Here is a 26,883-nt window from a genome sequence, read left to right as displayed (position 1 = left end):
CACCCCCACCATCGCCCCTTGTTGATCAAGAGGTTTGCGTCATCCGCGCCGCACGGATGACCGAAAGCTCTTGATCAACGAGGGGTGAGGCCGTTGGAGGCCGGGTGCGCGCACGTCAGTGCGCGGTTGGCGGGGTGGTTGGACACCTTCACGCATCGGTGGATGCAGTTTTTCACAGAGGACTTCCCGCCCTAGCTACCGTTCAGTAACGTCCGGCCCCACAGGAGCGCGACCGGTGCCGGATGTGTCGAATGCCGACATGGCGGTCGTGCCCACCGGCGCCGACGATGGCAGCACCCAGGCCCGTGCGGGTGCGGATGAACCGGAGGTCACCGTGCAGGACATCCTCGAAGCGATCATGGCGGCGGAGGAATCGAACGATCCGGACCGCGAACTCGCCGGCCTCGCCAGGCTGCCCGTACCGGAGAGCTACCGGGGCGTGGTGGTCCGCGCCGAGGAGGCCCGGATGTTCGACGGCATGGCCACCCGGGACAAGGACCCGCGCAAGGCCCTGCACGTGCAGGAGGTGCCGACGCCGGAGCTGGCGCCGGGCGAGGCGCTGATCGCGGTGATGGCCAGCGCGATCAACTACAACACCGTGTGGACCAGCATCTTCGAGCCGGTGTCCACCTTCAAGTTCCTCCAGCGCTACGGCCGGCTCTCCGAGCTGACCCGCCGGCACGACCTGCCGTACCACGTGGTCGGCTCGGACGCGGCCGGCGTGGTGCTGCGCACCGGCCCCGGGGTGACCCGCTGGGCGCCCGGCGACGAGGTGGTCGCGCACTGCCTCTCCGTCGAGCTGGAGGACGCGGCCGGGCACGACGACACCATGCTCGACCCGCAACAGCGGATCTGGGGCTTCGAGACCAACTTCGGCGGGCTGGCCGAGCTGGCGGTGGTCAAGGCCAACCAGCTGATGCCCAAGCCGCGGCACCTGAGCTGGGAGGAGGCGGCCAGTCCCGGGCTGGTCAACTCCACCGCGTACCGGCAGCTCGTCTCGCACCACGGCGCCAACATGAAGCAGGGTGACGTCGTGCTGATCTGGGGCGCCTCCGGCGGCCTCGGCGGGTACGCCACCCAGATGGCGCTCAACGGCGGCGCGATCCCGGTCTGCGTGGTCTCCTCGCCGGAGAAGGCCGAGCTGTGCCGCAAGATGGGCGCGGATCTGGTCATCGACCGGGCCGCGGAGGGCTTCCGCTTCTGGAAGGACGAGGAAACCCAGGACCCGGACGAGTGGAAGCGCCTGGGTGAGCGGATCCGCGAGCTGACCGGCGGCGAGGACCCGGACATCGTGTTCGAGCACCCGGGTCGGGAGACGTTCGGTGCCAGCGTCTACGTGGCCCGGCGCGGTGGGACCATCGTCACCTGCGCCTCCACGAGCGGCTTCCAGCACCAGTACGACAACCGCTACCTGTGGATGCACCTCAAGCGGATCGTGGGCAGCCACTTCGCCAACTACCACGAGGCGTGGCAGGCCAACCGCCTGGTCGCTCTCGGCAAGGTGCACCCGACGGTGTCCCGCACCTACCCGCTGGAGCAGACCGGCCAGGCCGCGTACGAGGTGCACCGCAACGCCCACCAGGGCAAGGTCGGCGTGCGCTGCCTCGCACCGACCGACGGGCTGGGCGTACGTGACGGGGAGTTTCGGGCCCGGCACGAGGACGCGATCAACCGGTTCCGGGGTCACTGACCGGCACCGCCGGCTCTCGGAGGCACCGACCGGCATCCGGAGCGCCGAGGCGGGTCCCGGCCGGACGGTGGAACGCCGGATGACCATTGCGCTGATCGCTCATTGTTCTTCCGCCCCCATTAGCGGATAAGCCACCCGGATCGAACAAAGGGCCTCGGGGTAACCCCGGGGCCCTTTTCCGTGTCACGCTGCGTGGCGTCCCACCCGCCGGGACCTGCCAAGATCGCCGATTGGTCCAACTTGGCCGATCGCGGGAGTTGACCATGTAAAGAGGGCACGAAAGCTGCGCACCGCTCTTGCGAAGCACCCTGGGGCGTCTGCCAGTATGTCCCAATGCCCCAGCAGCAGTCCTCCCCTCTCGCGTTCTTCGATAACGCGAACTCGCAGCCAGATTTCACCGTTGGCCTGCGCGGATACAACACTCATCAGGTCGACGACTTCCTCGGCCGGATGACCGCCGCGCTGACCCAGTCCGAGCAGGCCCGTGCCGAGGCCGAGCAGCGGATGAACGACGCCCAGCGTCGGCTCCGCCAGGCCGAGCAGCGCATGAGTGCGCTGGAGCAGAAGCTCACCGACACGAACAAGCAGCTCGAAGAGAACAGCCGACCCACCCTCTCCGGGCTCGGCACGCGCGTTGAGCAGATCCTCCGGCTCGCCGAGGAGCAGGCCAACGACCACCGCAACGAGGCCAAGCGTGAGTCGGAGGGCATCCTCTCCGCCGCCCGCCTCGAGGCTCGCGAGATCACCGACAAGGCCCGCGCCGAGGCCGCCGCCATGAAGGCGAGCGCCGAGCGTGAGGCGGGCAACCTGCGTACGGCCGCCGAGCGCGAGGCCGCCGAGGTCCGGGTGCAGGCACGCCGCGAGGCCGACACGCTGCGCGCCGACGCCGACCGGGAGACCAAGCAGCTGCGTACGGTCACCGCGCACGAGGTGGCCGAGCTGAAGTCGACCGTCGAGCGGGAGGTCGCCACCCTGCGGGCCACCGCCGAGCGGGAGATCACCCAGCAGCGGGCGAAGGCCGCCCGCGAGGCTGAGGAGAAGCGCGCCGAGGCGACCAAGCTGCTCACCGATGCGCGGGACAAGCGCGACAAGGACCTGCAGGCCCTGGAGCTCCAGCTGGCCGAGCGGCGGGAGAAGGCCGAGCGCGAGGAGTCCGAGCGGCACGCCGCCCAGGTCGCGCAGACCCAGAAGTTGGTCAGCGAGGCCGAGCAGCGTGCCCGGGCCGCGCAGGAGCGGGCCAAGGAGATCGAGCAGCGCGCCGAGGCGCGGCGGGTCGAGTCGGAGCGCAACGCCGCCGAGACGGTCGACAAGGCCAAGGCCCACTCGGAGAAGACCCTCAACGAGGCGAAGGCCGAGTCGCAGCGCCTGCTCACCGAGGCTCGCACCGAGGCGGAGCTGACCACGCAGGCCGCCCGCCGCGAGGTCGAGGACCTCACCCGGCAGAAGGACGCTGTCACGTCGCAGCTGGGTCAGATGCTCTCCGGCCTCGCCGGCATCGTTCCGGGAATGCCGGCGCAGGCCGCTCCGGCTGCCAAGCCGGAAGCAGCAAAGAAGACCGATGGCGGTCAGGAGCGGGTGCCCGCGGAGACCGCCGGCTGACGCGAGGCGTCAGGTCGGGGCATCGACGGCGCGAGGTGACACCGGGTAACCGGTGCCGCCTCGCGCCGTATGCGTTTCCTAACCCCTGGTGTTCGCTGACCGCAACGGAGTGAAGTAGCTCCCACAAGGCCCGTCCGTATCGCCCCAGCAGGCCCCGTTGCGTGTGAGGATGGGGGCATGTCGCACGGCGAGGAACTGTTCGCTCTCGGCGGGGACGTGACGACGGAGCCCAGCTTCGAGTCCGCTCTGCGGGGGTACGAGAAGAAACAGGTCGACCGTTATGTCGCACGTGCTGAGCACGAGATCGCGACCCTCGCCTCCGAACGGGAACAGGCGTACACACAGATCCACAAGCTCGCCGGCCAGGTCGAGGTTCTCCAGCGCGACCTGACCCAGGTGCGCAAGCAGATGAACGTGGTCGACCGGGCGTCGTTCCGGCACCTCGGTCCGCGGGTCGAGTCGATCCTCACTCTCGCCGAGGAGCAGGCCGAGCAGATCCTCGGCGACGCGAACGGGGAGATCGAGGCCCGTCGTGCCGCCGCCGAGCACATCATCGAGGAGGCCCGCGAGCAGGCAGCGCGGGCTCTGAAGGACTTCGAGATCGCCCTCGCCGCCCGACGTGCGGAGGAGGAGCGGCACAGCGCCGCGCAGCGGGCCGAGGCGGACGCGTCCCTGCGGGCGGCCAAGGACGAGGCGGCGCAGTTGCGCAAGGCCGCGCAGGACGCTCTGGCGAAGGCCCAGCAGGAGGCCACCCAGCTGCGGGATTCCGCCAAGGAGATCCACACCCGGGCCCAGCAGGAGGCCACCAAGCTGCGCGAGACGGCCCGCGAAACGCTGGCCAACGCCCGGCAGGAGGCCAGCGATCTGCGCGATGCCGCCAAGGAGGTGCACGCCAAGGCGCTCCAGGAGGCCAAGCGGCTCACCGACACCGCGACCGAGGCCGGGCGGGCCACCCACGCCAAGGTGCAGCAGGAAGCCAAGCAGATCATCGACGACGCGTCGATGGCCGGTCGGGCCACTCGCGCGAAGGCGCAGCAGGAGGCCGAGCGGCTGACGACGCAGGCGACCGAGGCGGCGAAGCGCAGCCGGGCCGAGACCGAGGCGTACGTGCAGCGGATGCGCACCGAGACCGAGGCGTACGTGCAGCACACCCGGGCGCAGACCCAGCAGGAGCTGGGCGCGTGGCGGGCCGGGGTGGAGCAGGAGGTCAACTCCCGTCGGGAGGCGGCCGACCGGGAGTTGGCGCAGCGACGGTCCGCGGCCGAGCAGGAGTTCGCCAAGCGCCGCGACGAGTTGGACAAGCAACACGCGGCGCGCAAGCAGGAGGTGGAGGCCGGGCTCGCCAGCCGTCAGCAGGAGCTGGAGAACGGGTTCACCACCCGTCGGGACGAGCTGGAAACCGAATTCTCCACCCGGAAGAACGAGCTGGAGACCGAGTACACGGCTCGCAAGAACGAGATCGAGCAGGGCGCGGCCGGCATCCGTCAGGCGGCCGAGCAGGACGCCGCGGCGCTGCGTCAGCGGTCCGAGGCGGAGGCCGCCGAGCTGCTGAGCCGGGCCGAGGCCGAGGCCAGCGACAAGCGCCGCAAGGCCGACGAGCATGTCGCGGCGTCCCGGCGGCAGTTCGAGGAGTACGCGGCCACCACGCAGCAGCACCTGGCCACCACGCAGCAGCACCTGGCGGCGACCCAGCAGGAGTCGGCGGCGGGCCGTCAGCAGTTGGCCCAGGTGATGTTGGAGATCGCCCAGGCCCAGCAGCAGTTGGCGGATCTGCGGCAGGAGACCTGGAAGGCCCGGCAGGAGTCCGACGAGCTCCAGCGTCAGATGTCCGAGCTGCGGTTGCAGAGTGTCGCCGGTCCGATCGACGGCCCGACCGCGCCGGCCGGAGACGCCAGCGCGAGCGGAGGCGGGCCCGGTGGTGGGGACGACGGCGTGAGCGTTGCCGCCGGCGCGGCCTCCGGGTCGGGTCCGACCACCGGTCTCAAGACCGAGCCCGCCGACACCAGGCAGCCGGTGAACGCCAACGCGGAGGACGCCGGGCAGCCGACGACGCGACCCGTGGCCGAGCCGGTGACCACCGTCGACGGTGGCGTGGCGAGCGCCGGGGTGGACGGGGAACCAACAGTCGCCGCGGTCCCGGGGGTGGGTGGCCGGGACGCCAAGCCCACCAAGATCACCAGCACCGGCGAGAACGGCAAACGTCCCACCAAGCCGACCACCGACGAGCGCAGCGCCAAGCCCAGCAAGGTCACCATCGAAAAGGACTGACCCTGCCACGGGCGCTCGTGTGAGCCTCGAGATCTTGGACGGTTTCCGTCCGCGCAACGGAAACTGTCCAAGATCTGCGCGTGGTCCGGAGCCTAGGGGCCATCCGGGTCGATGATCGGGCGGCGGAACGGGCCCCACGCCACGAAGCGTTCGAAAAGCTCCCGAGGTGCCGGCCCGTCGTAGGGATTGAGCTGGTACAGGTCGTGCGCCGCCTCGTGGTAGAGCCCGGCGAGGTAGATGGTCAGCGCGGCCGGATCGCTGTCGAACTCCGCCTTGAGCAGCAGCCGGGCGTCCGCACAGGGCCACGGCAGGCCGTCGGCCCGGCAGCACCACATGGGTCGCAACGGGGTGTGCGGCGTCCGCGCGCCGCAGGGTCGGGGAAACATGGGGTACGGCCCGAGCCGCGGCTGGGGCAGCCCCGACACCGGGGTACGCGCCCTGCGCCGTGAGTGCGGACCCGGCGGCGTGCAACCGGTGGACAACCGCCAAGCCGGTGTACCCGCTCTGCCGACCCCGTGCGGACCGGGCAGTGCACAGCCGGTGGACCTCCGCGTAGGCGAGGTGACGGTGACGGGCAGCGACCGGCTGACGGCGCGACACGTGAGCGTGGGCATGGGATGTCTCCTCGGCTGGGGCGCGGTCACGCCGACGTGGAGACGGCAGTGCCCGCGCGGTGAAAACCGGAGTGGTCCGGGGACGACCCGGTACGTGACAGTCTGCTGAGAACACCGTTACGGTCGGAAGACCTCGACGGCTCCGGTGGGGCGACTGCGGTGACGACGTGACCCGCCGGGTCGACCGGTGGAGACGACCCTCGACCTGCGGAGGCACTGTGGAAGGCGACGCCGCGCCGACGGCCGACATGATCCGCGCGCAACTGCGCCGGCTCCGGATCGCCGCCGGGATGAGCCAGGAGGATTTCGGTCGGCTGGTGCACTACTCCGGCTCGATGGTGTCCGCGCTGGAGCTGGGGCAGCGTCCACTGGACCGACTCTTCCTGGCCCGCGCCGACGAGGTGTTGACCACCGGCGGCCTGCTCGTCTACCTGCTCAAGCTCGCCGAGCGCGACGGCCAGCCGAGCTGGTTCCGGCCCTGGCTGGACGCCGAGCGCAGCGCCCGCCAACTGCGCTGCTTCCAACCGACGCTGATCCCCGGGCTGCTCCAGACCGAGAACTACGCCCGCGCGGTGATCCGCTGCGACGACCTGCTGAGCGACGACGAAGTGGAACGCCGAGTCCACGCTCGCCTGGACCGCCAGTCGCTGCTGGTGCAGCCCGAGCCGGCGCAGTTCGTCGCGGTCGTCGACGAATTGGTGCTGCGGCGTGCCGGCGAGGAGGTTCGCGGGTTGATGGTCGAGCAGATCACCCACCTCGTCGCCAGCCTGGAGCAACCACACGTCAGCCTGCACATCGTTCCGGCCGACACCGGACTGCACGTCGGCCTTTCCGGACCGTTCAATCTGGCCCGAGGCGCCGACGGTGGTTGGGTGGGGCACATGGAGCATCAGATTGACGGTCTCGTGGTCGATGGCGACCATGAGGTGGCTACGCTGCTGGCGCGTTGGGAGATGATCAGAAACGGTGCGTTGTCTCGCCGCCAGTCGATCGAACTGATGAAGGAAGTTGTGACCTCATGGACCTGATCGGCGCGCTCTGGCGCACATCCAGCCGTAGCGGCAACGGAGAGTGCGTCGAGGTGGCGGACAATCTGCCGGGGGTCGTGGGGGTGCGGGACAGCAAGGATCCGGCCGGTCCGGTGCTGGTGTTCGCGCCCGCCGCGTGGCGGGCGTTCGTGGCCGTCGCCCGTCGTCCGACGGCCTGAGCCGGGAGGTTCCTGGTGCCACAGCACGACCCTTCCGGCGACGAGCCGGACGTGACCCCCGGTCCCCCGTCAGCGGAAACGCCACCACCGGCGGAGACCCCCCAGCCAGCGGAGACCCCCCAGCCAGCCGAGGTGCCACCGCCGGTGCCGGTCCCCGCCCCGGGGGTCGACCCGGACGAGCCGCCGGCGGTCCCGTCCGGAAAGTTCGGCACACCGGGGCGGCCATTGCGCCGCAGCAGCTTCCTGCTGGGCTTCACCGGTGCGCTGGGCGTGCTGCTGGCGTACACCCTCTATCTGGGGATTCGGAATGCCGGCGGCATCCTGGTGCTGGTGGTGATCGCGCTCTTCCTCGCGGTCGGCCTCAACCCGGCGGTGGTCCGGCTACGCCGTTGGGGTGTGCCGCACGGCCTGGCGGTGGCGGGGGTCGCCCTCACGGTGGTGTTGCTGCTCTGCGGCGGCATCGTGGCGCTGGTCCCGCCGATCGTCACCCAGTCGGGTCAGTTCATCGACCAGATCCCGAGCCTGCTCGACGAGTTGCGCCGCAATCCGACGGTCAATGACCTGGTGGAGCGGTACGACGTGGTGGAGCGGGTGCAGGGCGCGGCCAACGCGCAGACTGTCGGCCGAGCGCTGGGCGGGGTGCTGGGCGGGGCCCAATTGATCTTCGGCACGGTGTTCCGGACGCTGACCGTGCTGGTGCTGACCATCTACTTCCTGGCGTACTTCGACAAGCTGCGCTCGCTGGGCTACTCGTTGGTGCCCCGCTCCCGGCGCGAGCGGGTGCAGCTGATCGGCGACGAAATACTGGCCAAGGTTGGCGCCTACATGGTCGGCGCGCTGAGCATCGCGGTGCTGGCCGGCGCGACCACGTTCGTCTTCGCGCTGATCGTCGACCTGCCGTACCCGTTCGCGTTGGCAGTGGTGGTCGCGGTGACCGACCTGATCCCGCAGATCGGCGCGACCCTGGGCGCGGTGATCGTGAGCCTGGTCGGCTTCGCCGCCGACCTGCCCACCGGCATCGCCTGCGCGGTGTTCTTCCTCATCTACCAGCAGGTGGAGAACTACCTGATCTACCCGAAGGTGATGCGGCGCTCGGTCGAGGTCAACGAGGTGGCGGCCCTGCTCGCCGCGCTGCTCGGGGTGGCGCTGCTGGGTGTGGTGGGCGCGCTGATCGCCATCCCCACGGTGGCCGCGCTGCAACTGATCCTGCGCGAGGTGGTGCTGCCCCGCCAGGAGCGCCGCTGAGCATCAGCCCGCCGGACCGGCGGCCAGGCCGGGGACGAGCGCGTCGGCCAGCCTCGGTCGCGGCCGGGTCAGTCCGCCTTGGTGGCGGCCGGGTCAGTCCGCCTTGGTCGCGGCCGGGCCGGGGACGGGGGTGTCGGCGAAGGCAGCCACCGTCCGGTCGGCGTACGCGCTGACGTCGCCGGCCTCCATCGGGCCGTCCCAGGTGGTCGGCAGTGGCACCTCGACGGCTGGGTTGACCCGCCGGACGATCTCGTCGAGCACCGTCTCCGCGTCGCCCACCCACAGGTGCTTGGCACCCGGCACCCCGACCACCTCGGCCTGTGGCACGGCGGCGAACCGCTCCCGCGCCTCGGTGGGGCGCAGGTAGTCGTCGAACTCCGGCACCAGCGCCACCAGCGGCCGACCCGAGTTGGCCCAGGTGGCCAGGTCATCGGGGGCGGAGAAGCGCAGCGGCGGGGAGAGCAGGATCGCCCCGGCGATCGCCGGATCGCAGCCGTACTTCAGCGCCAGGTCGGTGCCGAACGACCAGCCGACGAGCCAGATGTTGGGCAGCTCGGCGAACTCCGCGTACTCGATGGCGGCGGCCACGTCGTACCGCTCGCCCACCGCGCCGTCGAAGGCTCCCTCGCTGGTGCCGCGCACGCTGCTGGTGCCCCGGGTGTTGAACCGCAGCACCGCCAGGTCAGCCAGCGCGGGCAGCCGCCAGGCCGCCTTGCGGAACACGTGGCTGTCCATCATTCCGCCGTGGGTCGGTAGCGGGTGCAGGCAGACCAGGGTGGCCACCGGCGGCCGGTCGGCCGGCAGGGCCAGCTCACCGACCAGCCGCAGACCGTCGGCGGTGTGCAGCTCGATGTCCTCCCGGCGGCCGGGCAGGATCGACGACGCGCGGATCGCTGTGCTCACCGCCCAAGTCTGTCGCGAAGTCGCCGCCACCGCCCGCCCAGGCACGAACAGGGTGATCCAGATCGCTCAGCCGTGGCACAGGCCACCCCCGGAGAGGGCCCCTCAGTAGCGCGGGGCGCCCCGGCCGCGCTGCACCGCCGGGCCGCGCCGGTCCCGGGCACGCCAGCAGCCGCTGTGCCAGTGCCGCCGGTCGGTCAGGTCACCCAGGCCGTCCGCCGGCCAGGCCACCAGGTGCGCCACCCCGGGCCGGATCTCCTGGTTACAACCGGGGCAGCGGTACGTCTTGACCGACGCGCCCGCGCCGATGCCGCGTACCTGCCAGGCGCCGTCGGTCCACTGCTGCACCGAGGCGACGCCCTGCCGGACCCGGTCGGCGTCCAGATTGGCGTTGTCGTCCCGGCGAGGGCGATTGCGACGGGGGCTCACAGTCACCAAGCGTACGTCCGGCGGGTGCGGCCTCCCGGGGCGGTCACCAGGTCGCGGGCCGGTCCAGGTGCTCGGCGACCTGCACCCCGCCGAGCACGGTGGTCGCGTCGTCCTCGGTGAACCCCTCGTTCGGCCAGCCCCAACCGGCGGTGAGATGAGCCTTCGGTATCCCCAGTAGCTCCATCATTCCGCCCTGCGGGTAGCGGTAGACCGGCCGGCCGGCCGCCGTCGCATTGGATTCCGTGCGCGCACCGGCGATGCTGCGCGCGTATTGAAGCCGCACCTCCATCGAGCGGAACCCGCTCCCGTTGACGACCAGCGAGACGTCCAGCGCGGCCGGGAAGTTGGTCACGGTGACCTCGCAGCCGGCCGGCCACGCCCCGGCCGGCATCGCGGTCAGCCGCACCGGGGCGCTGCACTGGTGCGCCACATCCAGCCGGAGGGCGCTCCTGGCGGCCCGCAGCGCCGCGTCGGTGGGTGCCACCGTGCGCAGGCGGGCGAAGAGGCCGGGCACCGGCTGCCACCGCAGCACCCAGATCGGATCGGCGCCGTCCGCGGAGAGCCGCTCCAGTTGGCCGTCGTAGGGCGGGTCCGCCGGTTGCGGGATGACCCTGTCGCCCTCCAGGTGAACCTCCTCGGCCACGGCGGCGCTGCGGGCGAGATAGAAACTGACCGGCGCGGCGCCACCCAGATCAAGCTCGGCGCTCTCCAGGCCGGCCGCCGATCGCCAGCTCAGGTAGCGAGCATGGGCCGGGTCGACGCCGAAGTGCAGCAGACCGGGGTCCTTTCCGACCAGATCAGGTCGGGCGAGTGCGCCCGGCACCCCGGGTGCCGCCGCCGGCGTGGCCGCCGGGGTTGCCGGCTTCGCCCCCGTCCAGGGCACCTCCACGGGCAGCCCACCGCCGCCCGCCACCCCGAGGCCGAGCACCGCCGCCACGCCGAGCGCCGTCCCACCCACCGCGGCCCGTCGCCGCGTCCGCCGGGCCCGGCCCCGGGTAACCGCCCCGCTGGTCAACTGGTCGATGTCGACCTGACCCTCGGCGTGCGCCCGCAGGGTGGAGATGATCCGCTGGTCGAGGTCGGTCACGGTCGGCTCCCGTTCTTGGCCGGGGCACCGCAGCGCTCCCGGAGGTTGGCGAGCGCCCGCATCGCGTGGGTGCGGACGGTGACCGGCGAGCAGTCCAGGATCTGCGCGATGGTCGCGTCGTCCAGGTCTTCGTAGTAGCGCAGCACCAGGACCGCCCGCTGGCGGTCGGGCAGGCCGAGGATCAGCCGCCACATCTCGTCCCGGTCGGCCGCTTCGCCGCCGAGGTCGCCGCGGTGCGGCCGGTCCACGAACGTGTCGATGGCCAGTTCGCGATTCGACCGGCGGCGCCACCAGGAGTTGTTGGCGTTGACCAGCATCCGGCGCACGTACACGTCGGGCCGGTCCGCCCGGGAGATCTTGCGCCAGTGCACGTACGCCCGGGACAGCACCTCCTGGGTGAGGTCCTCGGCCCGGTGCTCGTCACCGGTCAGCAGCCGGGCCAGCCGAACGAGGGCCGGGCCGCGGCTGCCGACGTACTCCTCGAAGGTCACACCATGCAGACGCGGCCGGAGCCGCCCGGCGTTGACCCGGTCAGCGGTGCGAGTGGTCGCGGAAGCCGCGGCGGGTCTTGCGGCCCAGGTAGCCGGCGGTGACCAGGTGCTCCAGCAGCGGCGCGGGCGCGAAACCCGGCTCGCGCAGTTCCAGGTACAGCTCGCGCTGGATGGCCAGGGAGACGTCCAGCCCGACCACGTCGAGCAGCTCGAACGGGCCCATCGGGTAACCGCAGCCCAGCTTCATGGCGTGGTCGATGTCGTCGGCCGTCGAGTAGCTGGCCTCCAGCATCTTCACCGCGTCGTTCAGGTACGGGAAGAGCAGCGCGTTGACGATGAAGCCGGACCGGTCACCGCAGACCACGCCGGTCTTGCCGAGCGCGGCGCAGACGGCGCGGGCGGTGGCGGTGGCCTCCGGGGAGGTGCGGATGGTGCGGACGACCTCGACCAGCGGCATGATCGGGGCCGGGTTGAAGAAGTGCAGCCCCACCACGTCGGCCGGCCGCTGGGTGGCCATCGCCACGTCGATCACCGGCAGCGACGAGGTGGTGGTGGCCAGCACCACGCCCGGCTTGCAGATCTCGTCGAGGCTGGCGAAGAGGGCCTTCTTGACGCTCAACTCCTCGACGACCGCCTCGACCACCAGGTCGACGTCGGCGAGATGGTCGAGCGTGGCGGACCAGCTGATCCGGCCCAGGGCGGCGTCCCGGTCGGCCTCGGCGAGCTTGCCGCGCACCACGCCCTTGTTCAGCGAGGTCTTCACCGCCTCACAGACCTTCGCGGACTTCTCCATGCCGCGGGTCACCGAGACGACCTCGTAGCCGGCCTTCGCGAAGACCTCGATGATCCCGGTGGCCATCGTTCCGGAGCCGACCACGCCGACCTTCGCGATGGCGCGCGCGCCGTCGGCGAGCCCGCCGTCCGTGGCCAGCGGCGTCGCCTCATCCGGTACGACCACCGGGGAGCCGGGCCGCTCGTAGGTGTAGAAGCCCCGGCCCGACTTCCGGCCGAGCAGCCCTGCCGTAACCATCTGCTTGAGCAGCGGCACCGGGGCGTGGCGGCGGTCCCGCCCGCCGCGCCGGTACATCGTGTCCAGGATCTCGTACGCGGTGTCCAGGCCGATCAGGTCCATCAACGCCAGCGGGCCCATCGGCAGGCCGCAGCCGAGCTTCATGGCGGCGTCGATGTCCTCCCGGGTCGCGTAGTGCGCCTCGAACATGCCGACCGCGTGGTTGAGGTAGCCGAAGAGCAGCGCGTTGGCGATGAAGCCGGCCCGGTCGTTGATGGTGACGTCGACCTTGCCGAGCCGGGCGCAGAGCGCCTCCACGTCGGCGACCACCTCGGGTGCGGTGACGACCGTGCGGACCACCTCGACCAGCTTCATCACCGGGGCCGGGTTGAAGAAGTGGATGCCGATCACCTGGTTGGGCCGGCTGGTGGCGACGGAGATCTCGGTGACGCTCAACGACGAGGTGTTGGTGGCGAGGATCGTCTCCGGTCGGCAGACCCGGTCCAGCTCCGCGAAGATCCGCTGCTTGAGGTCCAGGTGCTCGGGCACCGCCTCGATGACCAGGTCGACGGAGTGCAGCGCGTCCAGCCCGACCGCGAAGTGCACCCGCTCGTGCAGGGCGTCGCGGTCCGCCTCGGCGAGCTTGCCCTTGGCGACCGCCCGGTCGGTGGAGCCCTTCAGGGTGGCCCGGCCGCGCTCCAGCGCCGGCGCGGAGATTTCCACGGCCACCACGTCGATGCCGTTGCGGGCGAAGACCTCGACGATGCCGGCACCCATGGTGCCCAGCCCCACCACACCCACGGTGCTGAACTCGCGCGCCACGACCGGCCTCCCCAGAGACTCCACACGGCCACTGAACGGCCGCTAAGGTTATGCGCGCGAGTCTGCCACGTGACGGTGAGTTGTCGAGACGCCGTGGCATATTTCACCCACGGCCCAGCGGCGCCGCTACCCGGTCGACACGCTGGTCAGGGCCAACAACTCCGCGACGAACTCCGCCGGGCGCTCCAGGTGCGGGCTGTGACCGCAGCCGGGCAGCACCACCTCGTGGTACGCGCCGCCGGCCGCCGCGTACCGGTCGAGCACCGCCCGGGTCTGGCCGACCATCGGCTGGGGTGGGCAGGCGTCCGCTCCGGGCCAGCCGGGCACGAGATCCAGCGAACCCAGGTACGCCAGGTCGAAGAGCGAGGTGTCCGAGACGATGACGTCGACGTCTCCGCGTACCCAGGTGACCGGCGGTTTCTCGGCGACGGCCACCAGCTCGTCGGCGATCCGGAAGAAGGTCGGCGCGAGCGCGTTGAGCACCCCGCGCTCCCCCGGCGCGGTGCCCGGCCAGTTCTCCGACGGCACCGCCGTGCCCGGGTAGTTGTCGTCCCCGGTGGCGGTGGAGAGCACGGTGTCCAGCAGCAGTTCCTCGTCCTCGACCAGTGAGGCGGGATCGGCCACGTAGGTGGCCCGCAGCACGGCGCGCGGGCTGGCCGGCGCGTCCGTGCTCCGGTCACCGGTCGCGAGGCGGGCGACGAAGTCCGGGTTCGCCGTGCCGGCGCCGGTGCCGGCGAAGTCGGGGGTGGTCGGCGTGCCGGTCAGGTCGCGGGTGCCACCGAAGCCGTACGGGGAGACCGGTGCGGCGAGCAGCAACGCCCCCACCCGGTGCGGATGGTCGACGAGCAGGCGCATCGCCACCCCGCCGCCGAGGGAGTGCCCGACCACCACCGGGCGCGCGTCGGCGTCGAAGAGCGTCGGGTCGTCCAGCAGGGCGGCCACGTCGTCGGCGAAGTCCCGCAGGCCTCGGGTGGCGTCCACCGGGGCGGTCGCGGAGTCGCCGTACCCCCGCAGGTCGGGGGCGACCACCCGCAGCGTCGGTGGCAGACGGCGGACCAGCGGCTCCCAGAACAGCGCGGACGAGCAGTTGCCGTGGATCAGCAGCACCGGTGTGCCGTCCGGCGGGCCGGCCACCCGTACCGCCTGGGTGATGCCGTTCGCCGTCACGGTCCGCTGCTCGGTCTCCATCCGCGGCATGGTGCCACGGGTGTCCCCGCCGGTCCAGGTGTCGGACCGCCACCCAGCGGAGCTGCCAGGTGTGGCCGGCCGCCAGATCAGCGACGCGAGCCCGGTGGTGCGGCCAGTGGCAGTGCCAGCGTCGGACGGACGTCGCGCCGGGACGGGCCGAAGCTGAGCCCCACCGGGTCGGTGAGCGCCACCCCGGGGTCGAACAGGCGCAGTTCGGTACGGCCCAGCCGGATCACGTCGCCGTCGGAGAGTCGTTCCACCTCGGTGATCCGCCGGTCGTTGAGCCAGGTGCCGTTGGTGGAGCCCAGGTCCCGCAGGGACGGGCCCTCCGGTGCCAGCCACACCTCGGCGTGACGACGGCTCAGGTGTGGGTCGTTGATGACCACCTGACCGGTCGGCGCTCGGCCGATCACCTGTGTTTCGGCTCGCATGCGAAAGCTCGCGCCGCGCATCGGTCCACCCGCGACCGTCAACAGCGGCATCAGTTCCGGATGTTCCTCCATGGACAGTCAGCCCTCCACCCCACACCGTCACTCCGCGCGTCAGCTTGCCATCAGACGGTAGTCGTCAATACCGACCGGCCGGTCAGCCTCTCGTCACCTCCCGGCCACCTGCCGTTCGACGATTCGGGCGGGCTGCACCCGTCACCGACGCCCTGACCTGCACTGATCAACGATCGGCCGGGTTGGTGCGACGCCGGTCCCCCGACCGCGAATCGGGGACCCTACCGGTGAGTAATCCTCGGGTCTAGACTTCCGCCATGACGGCAGTGCATATCCCGGGCGTTCCGGTCATCGACGCGGGCGAGTTGGTCTCCACCAGCCCGGCGACCGGCGCTGAGGCCGGTCGCCTCCCGGTCGCCAGCGACGCCGACGTGCGGCAGGCCGTCGAGCGCGCCCGCGCCGCCGGCGAGTGGTGGGCCGGTCTCGGGTTCACCGGCCGCCGCCAGCGGATGCTGCGGTGGCGTGCCCTGCTCGCCAAGCGCATCGAGCAGTTGGCCGAGTTGGTGCACGTCGAGGGCGGGAAGCCGACCGCCGACGCCATCGTCGAGATCGTCACCGCGATCGAGCACATCGACTGGGCCGCCCGCAACGCCGGCCGCGTGCTCGGTCCACGCCGGGTGCGGTCCCGGCTCATCCTCGCCGAGTTCTCCGGGCACCTCGAATACCAGCCGCACGGTGTGGTTGGCGTGATCGGGCCGTGGAACTATCCGGTCTTCACGCCGATCGGCTCCGCCGCGTACGCCCTCGCCGCCGGCAACGCCGTGGTGCTCAAGCCGAGCGAGTACACGCCCGTCGTCGGCCAGTGGCTGGTGGACAGCTTCGCCGAGGTGGTGCCCGAGCAGCCGGTGTTCACCGCCGTGCACGGGCTGGGCGACGTGGGCGCGGCGCTGTGCCGCTCCGGCGTCGACAAGCTGGCCTTCACCGGCTCCACCGCCACCGCCCGAAAGGTGATGGCGGCCTGCGCCGAGACGCTGACCCCGGTGCTGATCGAGGGCGGCGGCAAGGACGCCATGATCGTGGACAGCGACGCCGACCTGGACGCGGCCGCCGAGGCGTGCGTCTGGGGCGGCATGACCAACGCCGGCCAGACCTGCATCGGCATCGAGCGGGTGTACGCGGTCGACGCCGTCTTCGACGCCTTCGTCGACAAGGTGGTCACCCGCGCCGGTCGGCTGACGGTCGGGCCGGAGGGCACCGACATCGGCCCGATCACCATGCCCAAGCAGATCGACGTGATCCGCCGGCACATCGACGCCGCGATCACGTCCGGCGGGCGCGCCGTGCTCGGCGGCCCGAGCGCCGTACAGCCGCCGTACGTCCACCCCACCGTGCTGGTGGACGTACCGGAGGAGTCCGCCGCCGTCCGTGAGGAGACCTTCGGGCCCACGCTGACCATCAGCCGGGTCCGCGACGCCGACGAGGCCGTCACCCGGGCCAACGCCCTGTCGTACGGCCTCGGGGGTTCGGTCTTCGGCCGGCGGCGTGCGGTGGCCATCGCCCGGCGACTGCGCTCCGGGATGGCGTCGATCAACTCCACGCTGACCTTCGCCGGCATGTCCACCCTGCCGTTCGGCGGTGTGGGCGACTCCGGCTTCGGGCGGATCCACGGGGAGGACGGCCTGCGTGAGTTCGGTCGGGCCAAGGCGGTCACCCGACGTCGTGCGCGGTCGCTGCTGCCGTCGATGACCTTCGAGCGCACCCCGGCCGACGTGGCCCGACTCGTCAAGGCCATCAAGGTCATGTACGGAAGGTAAGTGTCGGATAACCGATCATCAACAAAGATCGGTGTATCCACATGTTTATACGCTGTGGCCACGGCGGTACATTGCGTTAAATGGGCCCCAATCGATTGCGCTACCGCCTTGTCGACAGTGACCAGTCGTGGAGCGCCCGACGGCGTCGGCACCGCTCGGACTGGCTGGCGCGCACCTTTCCCGACATCTGCGACATGCACGTGGTCGACCTCGGTGGTCGGCTCGGCACCTGGCACCGCTCCACCGTCCGACCGGCCCGGGTGACCGTCGTCAACCTGGAGCAGCCGCCCGCCGTCGTCCCGGAATGGGCCCACGTCGAGCAGGCCGACGCCTGCGACCTGCCCCCGCATCTCACCAAGGGCAGCTACGACCTGGTTTTCTCGAACTCGGTGCTGGAGCATGTGGGCGGGCACGAACGCCGGATCCGCTTCGCCGCCGCCGCCCGCTCACTGGCCGACCGGCACTGGGTGCAGACGCCCTACCGCTACTTCCCCATCGAGCCACACTGGATCGCACCCGGCATGCAGTTCCTGCCGGTACGACTGCGCACCGCGTTCGCCCGCCGCTGGCCGTTGGGGCACAAGCCGACCCGCAGCCACGACGCCGCCATCCACCAGGTGCTCTGGACCGAGTTGTTGGACCGCTCGCAGATGCGCCACTACTTCCCCGACTCGACCATGCTGGTGGAGCGGGTGTTCGGCCTGCCGAAGTCACTGATCGCGGTGCGCACCGGGTAGGACGCCGGTCAGAAGAGCGTCAGCTCGTCCTTCACGATGCCGCGCAGCTTGTCGTAGTCCACGACCACACACCGGATGCCCCGGTCGGTGGCGAGCACCCGGGCCTGCGGCTTGATCTCCTGGGCGGCGAAGACCCCGACGACGGGGCTGAGCAGCGGGTCGCGGTTCATCAGCTCGAGATAACGGGTCAGCTGCTCCACCCCGTCGATGTCGCCGCGCCGCTTGACCTCGACGGCGACCGAGCCCGAGTTGGCATCGCGGCACAGCAGGTCGACCGGGCCGATGGCCGTCATGTACTCGCGGCGGACCAGCGTGAATCCCTCACCCAGGGCACCCGGGTTGGCGGCCAGCAACTCCTGTAGGTGCGCCTCCACCCCGTCCTTGCGCAGGCCCGGATCCACACCCAACTCGTACGAGGTGTCCTGGAAGATCTCCTCCAGGGTGATCCGCAACTCCTCGCCAGCCTTGTTGACGACCCGCCACACACCGGGGGCCTCCTCCAACCGACACGGCGGGCTCATCCAGTTCAACGGCTTGTACGCCCGGTCGTCGGCGTGAATAGACACCGACCCGTCCGCCTTCACCATCAGCAACCGGGTGGCCAGCGGCAGGTGAGCCGAGAGCCGTCCGACATAGTCCACCGAGCACTTCGCAATGACCAACCGCACCCGACGAGGGTAGCCGAGCACCCCCCGGTCGCCAGCGAGCGGCACTGGCGCGTCGATGCGATGCTGAGACCGTGTTCGAAGTCCTCACCGGCACCGGTCTCGCCGCCTCGGCGGGCCTGAACGCCTACATACCCCTGCTCATCCTCGGTCTACTCGGTCGCTACACCGACCTGATCGACCTGCCCAGCGGCTGGACCTGGCTCGGCAACGGCTGGGTCATCGCCATCATGGCCGTGCTGCTCGCCGTCGAGATGGTGGCGGACAAGGTGCCCGTGGTCGACCACATCAACGACGTGGTGCAGACCGTGGTCCGACCCACCGCCGGTGGCCTGGCCTTCGGCGCCGGCTCCTCGTCGGAGACGGTGACGGTCAGCGACCCGGGGAGCTTCTTCTCGTCCCACCAGTGGGTGCCGGTCGTCACCGGCGTACTGCTGGCGTTGGGCGTGCACCTGCTCAAGTCCGCGGCCCGCCCGGTGATCAACGCGACCACCGCCGGGATCGGCGCCCCGGTCGCCAGCACGGCCGAGGACGCCACCAGCGTGGTGGTCTCCCTGGTGGCGATCATCCTGCCGGTGCTGGTGCTCGTCGCCCTGGTCGGCCTGGCGTTCTTCACCTTCTGGTTCTTCCGTCGTCGATCGGAACGACGCCGCGAACGAGAGGCCGCCCGCGCCGCCGGCTTCCGCGTCTGACGCTTGATCGACTCGGGTTCCTGGAAATCGGGCCATCCCCCGCAGTGGGACACCCCGCGTTCCGGAAACCCGAGTCGATCACGCTGGGCGGCGGATCGGCGGCCCGCTATACCGGGGTTCCGGGGGCCGACAAAAGCCTAGGATCGGGGCAAGAACCTAGAGGAGGTTGGCATGACCGCAGCGTTGGAGATGCCCCGAGTCCAGGAATGCGTGGTGGCCGCGTGCGCGTACAACCAGTCGGGTGACTGCCACGCCTTCGCGATCACCATCGGCAGCATGGATCACGCCCACTGCCACACGTTCGTCGAGTCGCCCGTCCGCGGCGGCGTGGACAGCCTGATCGCGCAGGTGGGCGCATGCCAGCGCTCCGACTGCCGGCACAACGAGCAGTTGGAGTGCCACGCGGCGTCGATCAGGGTCGGCCCGGACAACGACATGGCCGACTGCATGACCTACTCCGGCCGCTGACCCACGTCGGCCGACGACCTGCCGGCCGCTGACCCACGTCGGCCGACGACCTGCCGGCCGCTGACCCACGTCGGCCGACGACCTGCCGGGACAGCGCCCGATCAGGGCAGGTCGTTGGCGTGACGGATGACCGTCACCAGGTCGTCGATGATGCCGGTGAGGGCGAAGTCCTTCGGGGTGAAGACCCGGGCGACCCCGGCCGCCCGGAGGGTGTCCGCGTCGCTGGCCGGGATGATGCCGCCCACCACCACCGGCAGGTCCGGCCGGCCGGCGGCGCGCAGCCCGTCGAGCACCGCGGGCACGGCGGCCAGGTGCGACCCGGAGAGCACGGAGAGCCCGACCAGGTCGACGTCCTCCTCGACGGCGGCGGCGACGATCTGCCCCGCGGTCAACCGGATGCCCTGGTAGACGACCTCGAAGCCGGCGTCGCGGGCGCGTACCGCGATCTGCTCCGCGCCGTTGGAGTGCCCGTCCAGGCCGGGTTTGCCGACCAGCAGGCGCAGCCGGCCGCTGCCCAGCTCCCGCGCGGTGGCGGTGACCCGCTCGCGGACCGCGACGAGGCCCGGCTCCCCGCCGCCGCCGGTGGCGCCGGCCAGGCCGGTCGGTGCCCGGTACTCGCCGAAGACCTGGCGCAGCGCGCCGGCCCACTCGCCGGTGGTCACCCCGGCCCGCACGCACTCCAGGGTGGCCGGCATCAGGTTGGTGGTGGTCGCGGCGTCCGCGCGCAGCCGGGCCAGCGCCGCGTCGACGACGGCCGCGTCCCGGTCGGCCCGCCACCGGCGTACGCCGTCCACGGCGGCCGCCTCGACCGCGGGATCGACCTGCTCGACGGCGCCCGCGCCGGCGGCGGTCAGCGGGGAGGATTCGGTCTCGGTGTACCGGTTGACCCCGACCACCACGTCAGCACCGGACTCGATGCGCCGACGACGCTCGGCCAGCGACGCGACCAACGCGCTCTTGAGGTAGCCGGTCTCCACGGCGGCGACGACGCCGCCCAGCTCCAGCACCTTGTCCAGCTCGACCCGCGCCCCGGTGACGACCTCGTCGACCAGCGCGGTCATCACGTGCGAGCCCGCGAAGAGGTCGGGATATTCGAGCAGATCCGACTCGTACGCCAGAACCTGCTGCATCCGCAGCGACCACTGCTGGTCCCACGGGCGGGGCAGGCCGAGCGCCTCGTTCCAGGCGGGCAGTTGGACCGCGCGGGCCCGGGCGTCACGGGACATCGTCACGCCGAGCATCTCCAGTACGATGCGCTGGATGTTGTTCTCCGGCTGCGCCTCGGTGAGGCCGAGCGAGTTGACCTGCACCCCGTAGCGGAACCGCCGTTGTCTGGCGTCGGTGACCCCGTACCGGTCCCGGGTGATCTCGTCCCAGAGCACGCCGAACGCGCGCATCTTGGCGATCTCCTCGACGAAGCGCACCCCGGCGTTGACGAAGAACGAGATCCGCTGGACCACGTCGCCCATCCGCTCGGCCGGCACCTGGCCGGAGTCACGGACCGCGTCGAGCACGGCGACCGCGGTGGCCAGCGCGAAGCCGACCTCCTGCACGGGCGTGGCGCCCGCCTCCTGGAGGTGGTACGAGCAGATGTTGACCGGGTTCCACCGGGGCATCTCGCGCAGCGTGTACGCCACCACGTCGGCGGTGAGCCGCAGCGACGCCGCCGGCGGGAAGATGTAGGTGCCCCGGGACAGGTACTCCTTGATGATGTCGTTCTGGGTGGTGCCGGCGCAGCGGGCCAGGTCGGCGCCCTGCTCCAGGCCGACGGTGCCGTACAGGGCGAGCAGCCACATCGCCGGGGCGTTGATGGTCATCGAGGTGTTCGTGTCGGCGAGCGGGAGGCCGTCGAAGAGCGCCCGCATGTCGCCGAGGTGGGCCACCGGCACGCCGACCCGCCCGACCTCGCCGGAGGCGAGTTCGTGGTCCGGGTCGTACCCGGTCTGGGTGGGCAGGTCGAAGGCGACCGACAGGCCGGTCTGCCCCTTCGCCAGGTTGCGGCGGAAGAGGGCGTTGGTCGCGGCGGCCGACGAGTGGCCGGCGTAGGTGCGCATCACCCACGGGCGGTCCCGCTCAGGCAGTCGCCCCGGGAATGCCGTCTCATCCATGGCCGGAGTCTAAGTTACCGTTCAGTAAAAGGAGCTGTGGAAAACCGCACAGGTCCATGTCGAGGACGTCCTGGCGCGATCCACGCGGAGTGGCGCGCATCGCCACACCCCGGGCACGCACCGGTTGTCACCAGGACGCACACTGGACGGCATGGATGACGAGTTGGCCATCTCGGTCCGTGGACTTCGCAAGGCGTACGGCGACAACGTGGCGGTGGCGGGCGTGGATCTCGACGTGCGCCGCGGTGAGGTGTTCGCGTTGCTCGGCCCGAACGGCGCCGGCAAGACCACCACGGTGGAGATCCTGGAGGGCTACCGGCACCGGGACGCCGGCGAGGTCTTCGTGCTCGGCGCGGACCCGGCCCACCCGGACGCCGACTGGCGCTCCCGTGTCGGCATCGTGCTCCAGGGCACCGGCGAGTTCGACGAGCTGACCGTGGCCGAGGTGATCCGGCACTTCTCCGGCTTCTACCCCGACGCGGACGACCCGGACAAGGTGATCGAGCGGGTCGGGTTGGCCGCCAAGGCGAAGGCCCGGACGCACACTCTCTCCGGCGGGCAGAAGCGCCGCCTGGACGTGGCGCTGGGCATCATCGGTCGCCCCGAGTTGCTCTTCCTCGACGAGCCGACCACCGGCTTCGACCCGGAGGCCCGCCGCGAGTTCTGGGAGCTGATCCGCGACCTCGCCGCGGCCGGCACCACCATCGTGCTCACCACGCACTACCTGGACGAGGCGGAGGCGCTCGCCGACCGGGTCGGCGTGATCGCCGGTGGCCGGCTGGTCGAGGTGGCCGCGCCGAACCGGCTGGGCAATCGGCAGGAGGCCCTCGCGACGGTCTCCTGGCGTACCCCGGAAGGGACGCTGGAAAGCGCGCAGAGCGCGACGCCGACGGCCTTCGTGGCCGACCTCGCCGCGCGCTACGGCGGCGAGGTCCCCGGCCTCACGGTGACCCGGCCGACCCTGGAGGACGTCTACCTCACCATGATCGGACACGCGCGATGACGACCACGACGAAGCCGGCGGCGCCGGTCACCGCGACCCGCAGCCGTCGGCCCGGTGCCGGCGCGCTCGCCCTGCGCCAGGGCCGACTGGAGATCACCCAGTTCCTGCGCAGCCGGGAGTCCGTGGTCTTCACCATGGGCTTCCCCATCATCATGATCCTGATCTTCGCGTCGATCTTCCACGGTGAGATCGGCGGCGGGGTGAAGTTCACCCAGTACTTCATCACCGGCATGATCGCGACCGGCCTGATGACGGTGAGCTTCCAGAACCTTGGCATCTGGATCCCGGTCGAGCGGGACCGGGGCGTGCTCAAGCGCTACCGGGGCACACCGATGCCGAAGTGGGTCTGGTTCGCCGGCAAGGTGATCATGGTGGTGGTGATCGGCATCGCCGAGACGGCGCTGCTGCTGGCCTTCGCGGTGGCGCTGTTCGACCTCGACCTGCCGGGCACTGCCGGCAAGTGGCTCACCTTCGGCTGGGTCGCCGTGCTCGGGGTGATCGCGTGCACCCTGTGCGGCATCGCCATCTCGTCGCTGGCCAGCACCGCCCGCAGCGGCTCGGCGGTGGTCACCCCGGTGTCCCTGATCCTTCAGTTCATCTCCGGGGTGTTCTTCGTCTTCACCGACCTGCCCACCTGGATGCAGCAGGTGGCGGCGCTGTTCCCGCTCAAGTGGATGTGCCAGGGGCTCCGGGCTGTCTTCCTGCCGGAGAGCTTCGGCGCCCAGGAACCGGGCGGCTCGTTCGAGCTGGGCCGGGTCGCGCTTGTGCTCGGCCTGTGGTGCGTGATCGGTGTGGTGGTCTGCCTGACCACCTTCCGCTGGACCACCAAGCGCGACGGCTGACCTCTCTCCGGGGCCCCCGATCCGCCCCGGGGCTGCCAGACTCTGACGATGGCCGCTCGACCGACCCGACGCGTGCTCCTGCTGGCCGGGGCAGGGGCGACGGCGCTGGCGGTCGGGGTCGGCTGGACGACCCGCGACCTGATCCGCCCGTCGCCGACGCGACCCGTCCCCCCGGACGCGCCGGCCGGCGACGAGCGACTGGTCAGCCGCCCGTCCGCCGCGCGTGGCCGCACGGTCGACTGGCTCGCTGTTGCTTGCCGCCACCTGGCCGGGGCTGCTCCGGGCGGTGGCGGCCTTCTCCCCCGCCGTGGTGCCCGGTGATGCCGTCTTCGCCGGTGTCGACCGGCTGCGCGGCACTCCGCTGGGCCTCTGGTGCGGTCGCCAGGACGACTTCCTCGCCGACGTGCAGGCGCTGGAGCGAGCCCTTCCCGAGCCGGCCGCGCGAGCCGAGTACGCCGACGGCGGGCACGACTTCCGGTACTGGGGCTCGGTCATACCCGCTGCCCTCGACTTCGTCGCGGAGGCGCTGGCAGCGCCTCCCGACCCGAGCTGACCGCAGGGGCCCGCGAACGGGCCCCCGCGGCTGCCGGTCTCAGTAGGTGTAGAAGCCCTTGCCGGTCTTGCGGCCCAGGTCGCCGGCGGTGACCATGCGCTGGAGCAGCTCCGGCGGGAAGAACTTCTCGTCGGCGGTGTCGGTGTAGATGTTCTTCGAGGCGTGCAGCAGCACGTCCACGCCGGTCAGGTCGGTGGTGGCCAGCGGACCCATCGCGTGCCCGAAGCCCAGCCGGCAGGCGGTGTCCAGGTCCTCCGCGGACACCACCCCGGACTCGACCAGCTTGACCGCCTCCATCACCAGAGCGGAGATCAGCCGGGTGGTGACGAAGCCGGCGATGTCCCGGTTGACCACGACGACGGTCTTGCCGATCTCCTCGGCGAAGGCCCGCGCGGTGTCCAGCGTGGCGTCGCTGGTCTTGTAACCGCGCACCAGCTCACAGAGCTGCATCATCGGCACCGGGGAGAAGAAGTGGGTGCCGACCACCGCCTCGGGCCGCTCGGTCACCGCGGCGATCTGGGTGACCGGGATCGCCGAGGTGTTGGTGGCGAGCACCGCGTCCGACTTGCAGATCTTGTCCAGGACGCGGAACACCTCGTGCTTGATCTCCAGCCGCTCGAAGACCGCCTCGACCACGATATCCGCGTCCGCCGCCGCCTCCAGGTCGGTGGTCGGGGTGATCCGAGCCAGCGTCGCCTCGACCTCGGACGCCTCGATCTTGCCCTTCTCGGCGAACTTCTCCAGTGACTTCCGAATGCCGCCCAGACCCCGGGTGGTGGCCGCGTCGTCCAGGTCGCGCAGCGTCACCTGCCAGCCCGCCTGCGCCGCCACCTGGGCGATGCCGGAACCCATCAACCCGGCCCCGACGACCGCGAGTCGACCCGCCATCTGCTTCTCCCTCGCTGCAATTGAGTGCCTGCCTGCACCCTAGTCGGCGAGCCTGAACGATGGCTAAGTGGCGGTCGGGCCGGGTCGTGGAGGACTTCAGATCTCCAGCGCCGGCTCCTCCGGCGTGGTGCCCCGCTCGACCGCCACCCCGAGCGCACGCAGGTCGGCCACGAAGTCCGGGTAGCCCCGGTCGACATGGTGCACGTGGGAGACCTCGGTGACCCCCTCCGCACAGAGTCCGGCGATGATCAACCCTGCCCCTGCCCGGATGTCGGTGGCCCGCACCGGGGCACCGGAGAGCCGATCCCGACCCCGGACCACGGCGTGATGCCCGTCGGTCTTGATGTCCGCGCCGAGCCGCATCATCTCGTTGGCGAACATGAACCGGCCGTCGAAGATGTTCTCGGTGATCAGGGAGGCGCCGTGGCTGACGGCCGCCAGCCCGATCGCCATCGGCAGCAGGTCGGTGGCGAAGCCGGGGTACGGCAGCGTCACCACGTCCACCGCCCGGGGCCGCTCGTCCATCCGTACGCGGAAGCCGTCTCCCCGGGTCTCCACCAGCGCGCCGGCGGCCACCACCTTGTCCAGGGCGACCTCCAGGAAGGCCGGGTCGAGCCCGGTCACCGTCACGTCGCCCCGGGTCATCGCCGCGCCGAACGCCCAGGTGCCGGCGACGATCCGGTCCCCCACCGTGGCGTGGCGCACCGGACGCAGACCGGGCACACCGGTGATGCGCAACGTCGACGTGCCCGCGCCGACGATGCGCGCGCCCATCTGGTTGAGCATCGTGCAGATGTCGACGATCTCCGGCTCCCGGGCCGCGTTGTCGATCATCGTGGTGCCCTGAGCCAGCACCGCCGCCATCACCAGGTTCTCAGTCGCGCCGACGCTGGGGAAGTCCAGCACGATGTCCGCGCCACGCAGGCCGTGCGGGGCGGACGCGATGACGAACCCGTGCTCACCGGAAATCTCCGCGCCCATCCGGGTCAGCCCGGAGATGTGCATGTCCAACCCCCGCGACCCGATCGCGTCGCCGCCGGGATGGGCCACCCGCACGTACCCCCGGCGGGCCAGCAACGGGCCGAGCACGCAGATCGACGCGCGCAACCGTCGGACCAGGTCGTAGTCGGCCTCCGCGCCCGGCTGCTCGGGTACGTCGATCGTCACCGACCGGGACCGGGCCACGCCGCCACGGGCGACCATCGGGTCGACCGGGTCGTCCGCGTCGAACTGGACGTCGCAGCCCAGCCGACGCAGCACCTCCCCCATGATCGCGATGTCGGTGATCCGGGGGACGTTGGTGATCACACTGCGGCCCGGCGCGAGCAGCGCGGCGGCCATCAGCTTCAACGCCGAGTTCTTCGCACCGACCACGTGCACGGTGCCGGACAGTCGGGCGTCACCGCGTACCCGGATGACGTCGACATCGTTGACCGCCGAATCCCCGGCGTCGCCGGGGCCCACCACCACCGGCCAGCCGGCGGTGCTGTCCGGCCGCGCCGGGATCGTCAGGTCGGGAATCCGTAGGCTGTGCGTCATGGCCGTCCACCTCACGCGCATCTACACCAAGGCCGGCGACGCCGGCATGACCAGGCTGAGCAACAACGAGCAGGTGCCGAAGACCGATCCACGGATCGCCGCGTACGCGGATGTCGACGAGTGCAACGCGGCGATCGGCGTCGCCCTCGCGCTGGGAAACCTCGACGAGGAGCTTCGCGGCGTGCTGGGGTCGGTGCAGAACGACCTGTTCGACGTCGGCGCCGACCTGTCCACCCCGGTCGAGCCGGAGCCGAAGTACCCGCCGCTGCGGGTGACCGAGGAGTACGTCGAGCGCCTGGAGGGCTGGTGCGACGAGTACAACGCACGCCTGAGCAAGCTCGACTCCTTCATCCTCCCCGGCGGCACCGCAGGTGCGGCGCTGCTGCACGTGGCGCGGACCGTCGCCCGGCGTGCCGAACGGGCAGCGTGGGCGCTGGTCAGCCACGATCCGGAACGAACCAGCACGCTCCCGGCAAAGTATCTCAACCGGCTCTCCGATCTGCTCTTTATCCTGTCAAGAACGGCAAATCCGGCAGGAGACGTGCTATGGGTGCCGGGCGGCAAGCGCTGAACGTCAGCGCT

General features: G+C 71.2%; 26 protein-coding genes. 14 read left to right on the top strand and 12 right to left on the bottom strand.

What is annotated here, in order from left to right; genetic code table 11:
• Window positions 1-334 precede the first annotated feature (334 nt).
• The 3 genes from ccrA (at window position 335) to DLJ58_RS17185 (ending at window position 5,557) form a co-directional block, all read left to right on the top strand.
• A complete protein-coding gene (gene ccrA, locus DLJ58_RS17195) occupies window positions 335-1,690 on the top strand; it encodes a crotonyl-CoA carboxylase/reductase (protein ID WP_124857655.1) in 1,356 nt (451 codons plus the stop codon).
• A 333-nt stretch (window positions 1,691-2,023) separates the two neighbouring features.
• Window positions 2,024-3,289, top strand: a complete 1,266-nt coding sequence (locus DLJ58_RS17190) for a DivIVA domain-containing protein (RefSeq protein ID WP_124857649.1) — start codon at window positions 2,024-2,026, stop codon at window positions 3,287-3,289.
• Window positions 3,290-3,466: 177 nt separating this feature from the next.
• Window positions 3,467-5,557 carry a coiled-coil domain-containing protein gene (locus DLJ58_RS17185; protein ID WP_124857647.1) on the top strand — a complete coding sequence of 697 codons (2,091 nt, stop codon included), beginning with the start codon at window positions 3,467-3,469 and terminating at the stop codon, window positions 5,555-5,557.
• A 92-nt stretch (window positions 5,558-5,649) separates the two neighbouring features.
• On the opposite strand, the gene DLJ58_RS17180 is transcribed toward DLJ58_RS17185, so the two are convergent.
• On the bottom strand, window positions 5,650-5,943 hold the full coding sequence (locus DLJ58_RS17180; RefSeq protein ID WP_124857645.1) for a hypothetical protein: 294 nt from the start codon (window positions 5,941-5,943) through the stop codon (window positions 5,650-5,652).
• A 476-nt stretch (window positions 5,944-6,419) separates the two neighbouring features.
• Between DLJ58_RS17180 and DLJ58_RS17175 the strand changes: the two genes are divergently transcribed.
• Genes DLJ58_RS17175 through DLJ58_RS17165 form a run of 3 tightly spaced genes read left to right on the top strand, consistent with a single transcriptional unit; the run spans window position 6,420 to window position 8,623 of the window.
• Window positions 6,420-7,199: a helix-turn-helix domain-containing protein gene (locus DLJ58_RS17175; RefSeq protein ID WP_124857653.1), complete on the top strand. Its 780-nt coding sequence runs from the start codon at window positions 6,420-6,422 to the stop codon at window positions 7,197-7,199.
• The gene (locus DLJ58_RS17170; RefSeq protein WP_124857643.1) at window positions 7,190-7,378 is read left to right on the top strand and encodes a DUF397 domain-containing protein; all 189 of its coding nucleotides are present in this window, start codon (window positions 7,190-7,192) and stop codon (window positions 7,376-7,378) included. Before DLJ58_RS17175 ends, DLJ58_RS17170 begins: the two co-directional genes overlap by 10 nt.
• Before the next feature lie 15 nt (window positions 7,379-7,393).
• A complete protein-coding gene (locus tag DLJ58_RS17165) occupies window positions 7,394-8,623 on the top strand; it encodes an AI-2E family transporter (RefSeq protein WP_425271320.1) in 1,230 nt (409 codons plus the stop codon).
• A gap of 93 nt (window positions 8,624-8,716) precedes the next feature.
• On the opposite strand, the gene DLJ58_RS17160 is transcribed toward DLJ58_RS17165, so the two are convergent.
• The 7 genes from DLJ58_RS17160 to DLJ58_RS17130 all read right to left on the bottom strand — a co-directional run bounded on the left by DLJ58_RS17160 (window position 8,717) and on the right by DLJ58_RS17130 (window position 15,001).
• Window positions 8,717-9,526: an alpha/beta hydrolase gene (locus DLJ58_RS17160; RefSeq protein ID WP_124857641.1), complete on the bottom strand. Its 810-nt coding sequence runs from the start codon at window positions 9,524-9,526 to the stop codon at window positions 8,717-8,719.
• 102 nt (window positions 9,527-9,628) lie between these two features.
• Window positions 9,629-9,952 carry a hypothetical protein gene (locus tag DLJ58_RS17155; RefSeq protein ID WP_244218983.1) on the bottom strand — a complete coding sequence of 108 codons (324 nt, stop codon included), beginning with the start codon at window positions 9,950-9,952 and terminating at the stop codon, window positions 9,629-9,631.
• 43 nt (window positions 9,953-9,995) lie between these two features.
• Window positions 9,996-11,039 carry a hypothetical protein gene (locus DLJ58_RS17150; RefSeq protein WP_124857637.1) on the bottom strand — a complete coding sequence of 348 codons (1,044 nt, stop codon included), beginning with the start codon at window positions 11,037-11,039 and terminating at the stop codon, window positions 9,996-9,998.
• Window positions 11,036-11,530, bottom strand: a complete 495-nt coding sequence (locus DLJ58_RS17145) for a SigE family RNA polymerase sigma factor (RefSeq protein ID WP_124857635.1) — start codon at window positions 11,528-11,530, stop codon at window positions 11,036-11,038. Before DLJ58_RS17145 ends, DLJ58_RS17150 begins: the two co-directional genes overlap by 4 nt.
• Window positions 11,531-11,570: 40 nt before the next feature.
• Complete coding sequence (locus DLJ58_RS17140) at window positions 11,571-13,361, bottom strand: 3-hydroxyacyl-CoA dehydrogenase family protein (protein WP_124857633.1); 1,791 nt, start codon at window positions 13,359-13,361, stop codon at window positions 11,571-11,573.
• 126 nt (window positions 13,362-13,487) lie between these two features.
• Window positions 13,488-14,558, bottom strand: a complete 1,071-nt coding sequence (locus tag DLJ58_RS17135) for an alpha/beta hydrolase (protein WP_425271319.1) — start codon at window positions 14,556-14,558, stop codon at window positions 13,488-13,490.
• A gap of 77 nt (window positions 14,559-14,635) precedes the next feature.
• Window positions 14,636-15,001: an FHA domain-containing protein gene (locus tag DLJ58_RS17130; RefSeq protein WP_279635881.1), complete on the bottom strand. Its 366-nt coding sequence runs from the start codon at window positions 14,999-15,001 to the stop codon at window positions 14,636-14,638.
• A gap of 308 nt (window positions 15,002-15,309) precedes the next feature.
• On the opposite strand from DLJ58_RS17130, the gene DLJ58_RS17125 reads away from it, so the two are divergent.
• Together DLJ58_RS17125 and DLJ58_RS17120 are read left to right on the top strand one after the other, a co-directional pair.
• Window positions 15,310-16,806 carry an aldehyde dehydrogenase family protein gene (locus tag DLJ58_RS17125; protein WP_124857627.1) on the top strand — a complete coding sequence of 499 codons (1,497 nt, stop codon included), beginning with the start codon at window positions 15,310-15,312 and terminating at the stop codon, window positions 16,804-16,806.
• 80 nt (window positions 16,807-16,886) lie between these two features.
• The gene (locus tag DLJ58_RS17120) at window positions 16,887-17,543 is read left to right on the top strand and encodes a methyltransferase domain-containing protein (RefSeq protein ID WP_124857625.1); all 657 of its coding nucleotides are present in this window, start codon (window positions 16,887-16,889) and stop codon (window positions 17,541-17,543) included.
• 8 nt (window positions 17,544-17,551) lie between these two features.
• Here the strand turns inward: DLJ58_RS17120 and nucS are convergent, their stop codons facing one another.
• Entirely contained in the window at window positions 17,552-18,211 is a 660-nt protein-coding gene (gene nucS / locus DLJ58_RS17115; protein ID WP_112584054.1) for an endonuclease NucS, read from the bottom strand.
• A 71-nt stretch (window positions 18,212-18,282) separates the two neighbouring features.
• Between nucS and DLJ58_RS17110 the strand changes: the two genes are divergently transcribed.
• Entirely contained in the window at window positions 18,283-18,900 is a 618-nt protein-coding gene (locus DLJ58_RS17110; RefSeq protein WP_124857624.1) for a DUF4126 domain-containing protein, read from the top strand.
• A gap of 171 nt (window positions 18,901-19,071) precedes the next feature.
• Window positions 19,072-19,368, top strand: coding sequence for a DUF1540 domain-containing protein (locus DLJ58_RS17105; RefSeq protein ID WP_124857622.1), 297 nt, complete (start codon window positions 19,072-19,074; stop codon window positions 19,366-19,368).
• 101 nt (window positions 19,369-19,469) lie between these two features.
• Here DLJ58_RS17105 and DLJ58_RS17100 read toward each other — a convergent pair whose 3' ends face one another.
• Complete coding sequence (locus DLJ58_RS17100) at window positions 19,470-21,476, bottom strand: protein meaA (protein WP_124857620.1); 2,007 nt, start codon at window positions 21,474-21,476, stop codon at window positions 19,470-19,472.
• Between the two features lie 151 nt (window positions 21,477-21,627).
• On the opposite strand from DLJ58_RS17100, the gene DLJ58_RS17095 reads away from it, so the two are divergent.
• From DLJ58_RS17095 to DLJ58_RS17085, 3 genes are all read left to right on the top strand, one after another.
• On the top strand, window positions 21,628-22,479 hold the full coding sequence (locus DLJ58_RS17095; protein WP_124857618.1) for an ABC transporter ATP-binding protein: 852 nt from the start codon (window positions 21,628-21,630) through the stop codon (window positions 22,477-22,479).
• Entirely contained in the window at window positions 22,476-23,321 is an 846-nt protein-coding gene (locus DLJ58_RS17090; protein ID WP_124857616.1) for an ABC transporter permease, read from the top strand. Before DLJ58_RS17095 ends, DLJ58_RS17090 begins: the two co-directional genes overlap by 4 nt.
• A gap of 223 nt (window positions 23,322-23,544) precedes the next feature.
• Window positions 23,545-23,874, top strand: a complete 330-nt coding sequence (locus DLJ58_RS17085) for an alpha/beta hydrolase (RefSeq protein ID WP_244218981.1) — start codon at window positions 23,545-23,547, stop codon at window positions 23,872-23,874.
• A 39-nt stretch (window positions 23,875-23,913) separates the two neighbouring features.
• Here DLJ58_RS17085 and DLJ58_RS17080 read toward each other — a convergent pair whose 3' ends face one another.
• On the bottom strand, window positions 23,914-24,762 hold the full coding sequence (locus DLJ58_RS17080) for a 3-hydroxyacyl-CoA dehydrogenase family protein (RefSeq protein WP_124857614.1): 849 nt from the start codon (window positions 24,760-24,762) through the stop codon (window positions 23,914-23,916).
• 96 nt (window positions 24,763-24,858) lie between these two features.
• Complete coding sequence (gene murA, locus DLJ58_RS17075) at window positions 24,859-26,301, bottom strand: UDP-N-acetylglucosamine 1-carboxyvinyltransferase (protein WP_124857612.1); 1,443 nt, start codon at window positions 26,299-26,301, stop codon at window positions 24,859-24,861.
• Here murA and DLJ58_RS17070 point away from each other — a divergent pair.
• On the top strand, window positions 26,300-26,872 hold the full coding sequence (locus tag DLJ58_RS17070) for a cob(I)yrinic acid a,c-diamide adenosyltransferase (protein ID WP_091405871.1): 573 nt from the start codon (window positions 26,300-26,302) through the stop codon (window positions 26,870-26,872). The genes murA and DLJ58_RS17070 overlap by 2 nt on opposite strands.
• Window positions 26,873-26,883 lie beyond the last annotated feature (11 nt).

Origin of the sequence: Micromonospora arida, from assembly GCF_003857035.1 — a bacterium.
Lineage (GTDB): Bacteria > Actinomycetota > Actinomycetes > Mycobacteriales > Micromonosporaceae > Micromonospora > Micromonospora arida.
This window is presented reverse-complemented; position numbering and strand designations above follow the sequence as displayed.

What these genes read in the sequence shown, in the direction of transcription:
- DLJ58_RS17190 (WP_124857649.1), top strand. Translation starts at nt 2,024, where the DNA reads ATGCCCCAGCAGCAGTCCTCCCCTCTCGCGTTCTTCGATAACGCGAAC.
- DLJ58_RS17185 (WP_124857647.1), top strand. Translation starts at nt 3,467, where the DNA reads ATGTCGCACGGCGAGGAACTGTTCGCTCTCGGCGGGGACGTGACGACG.
- DLJ58_RS17180 (WP_124857645.1), bottom strand. Translation starts at nt 5,943, where the DNA reads ATGTTTCCCCGACCCTGCGGCGCGCGGACGCCGCACACCCCGTTGCGA.
- DLJ58_RS17175 (WP_124857653.1), top strand. Translation starts at nt 6,420, where the DNA reads ATGATCCGCGCGCAACTGCGCCGGCTCCGGATCGCCGCCGGGATGAGC.
- DLJ58_RS17170 (WP_124857643.1), top strand. Translation starts at nt 7,190, where the DNA reads ATGGACCTGATCGGCGCGCTCTGGCGCACATCCAGCCGTAGCGGCAAC.
- DLJ58_RS17135 (WP_425271319.1), bottom strand. Translation starts at nt 14,558, where the DNA reads ATGCCGCGGATGGAGACCGAGCAGCGGACCGTGACGGCGAACGGCATC.
- DLJ58_RS17130 (WP_279635881.1), bottom strand. Translation starts at nt 15,001, where the DNA reads ATGCGCGGCGCGAGCTTTCGCATGCGAGCCGAAACACAGGTGATCGGC.
- DLJ58_RS17125 (WP_124857627.1), top strand. Translation starts at nt 15,310, where the DNA reads ATGACGGCAGTGCATATCCCGGGCGTTCCGGTCATCGACGCGGGCGAG.
- DLJ58_RS17120 (WP_124857625.1), top strand. Translation starts at nt 16,887, where the DNA reads ATGGGCCCCAATCGATTGCGCTACCGCCTTGTCGACAGTGACCAGTCG.
- DLJ58_RS17105 (WP_124857622.1), top strand. Translation starts at nt 19,072, where the DNA reads ATGACCGCAGCGTTGGAGATGCCCCGAGTCCAGGAATGCGTGGTGGCC.
- DLJ58_RS17100 (WP_124857620.1), bottom strand. Translation starts at nt 21,476, where the DNA reads ATGGATGAGACGGCATTCCCGGGGCGACTGCCTGAGCGGGACCGCCCG.
- DLJ58_RS17095 (WP_124857618.1), top strand. Translation starts at nt 21,628, where the DNA reads ATGGATGACGAGTTGGCCATCTCGGTCCGTGGACTTCGCAAGGCGTAC.
- DLJ58_RS17090 (WP_124857616.1), top strand. Translation starts at nt 22,476, where the DNA reads ATGACGACCACGACGAAGCCGGCGGCGCCGGTCACCGCGACCCGCAGC.
- DLJ58_RS17080 (WP_124857614.1), bottom strand. Translation starts at nt 24,762, where the DNA reads ATGGCGGGTCGACTCGCGGTCGTCGGGGCCGGGTTGATGGGTTCCGGC.
- DLJ58_RS17070 (WP_091405871.1), top strand. Translation starts at nt 26,300, where the DNA reads ATGGCCGTCCACCTCACGCGCATCTACACCAAGGCCGGCGACGCCGGC.
- murA (WP_124857612.1), bottom strand. Translation starts at nt 26,301, where the DNA reads ATGACGCACAGCCTACGGATTCCCGACCTGACGATCCCGGCGCGGCCG.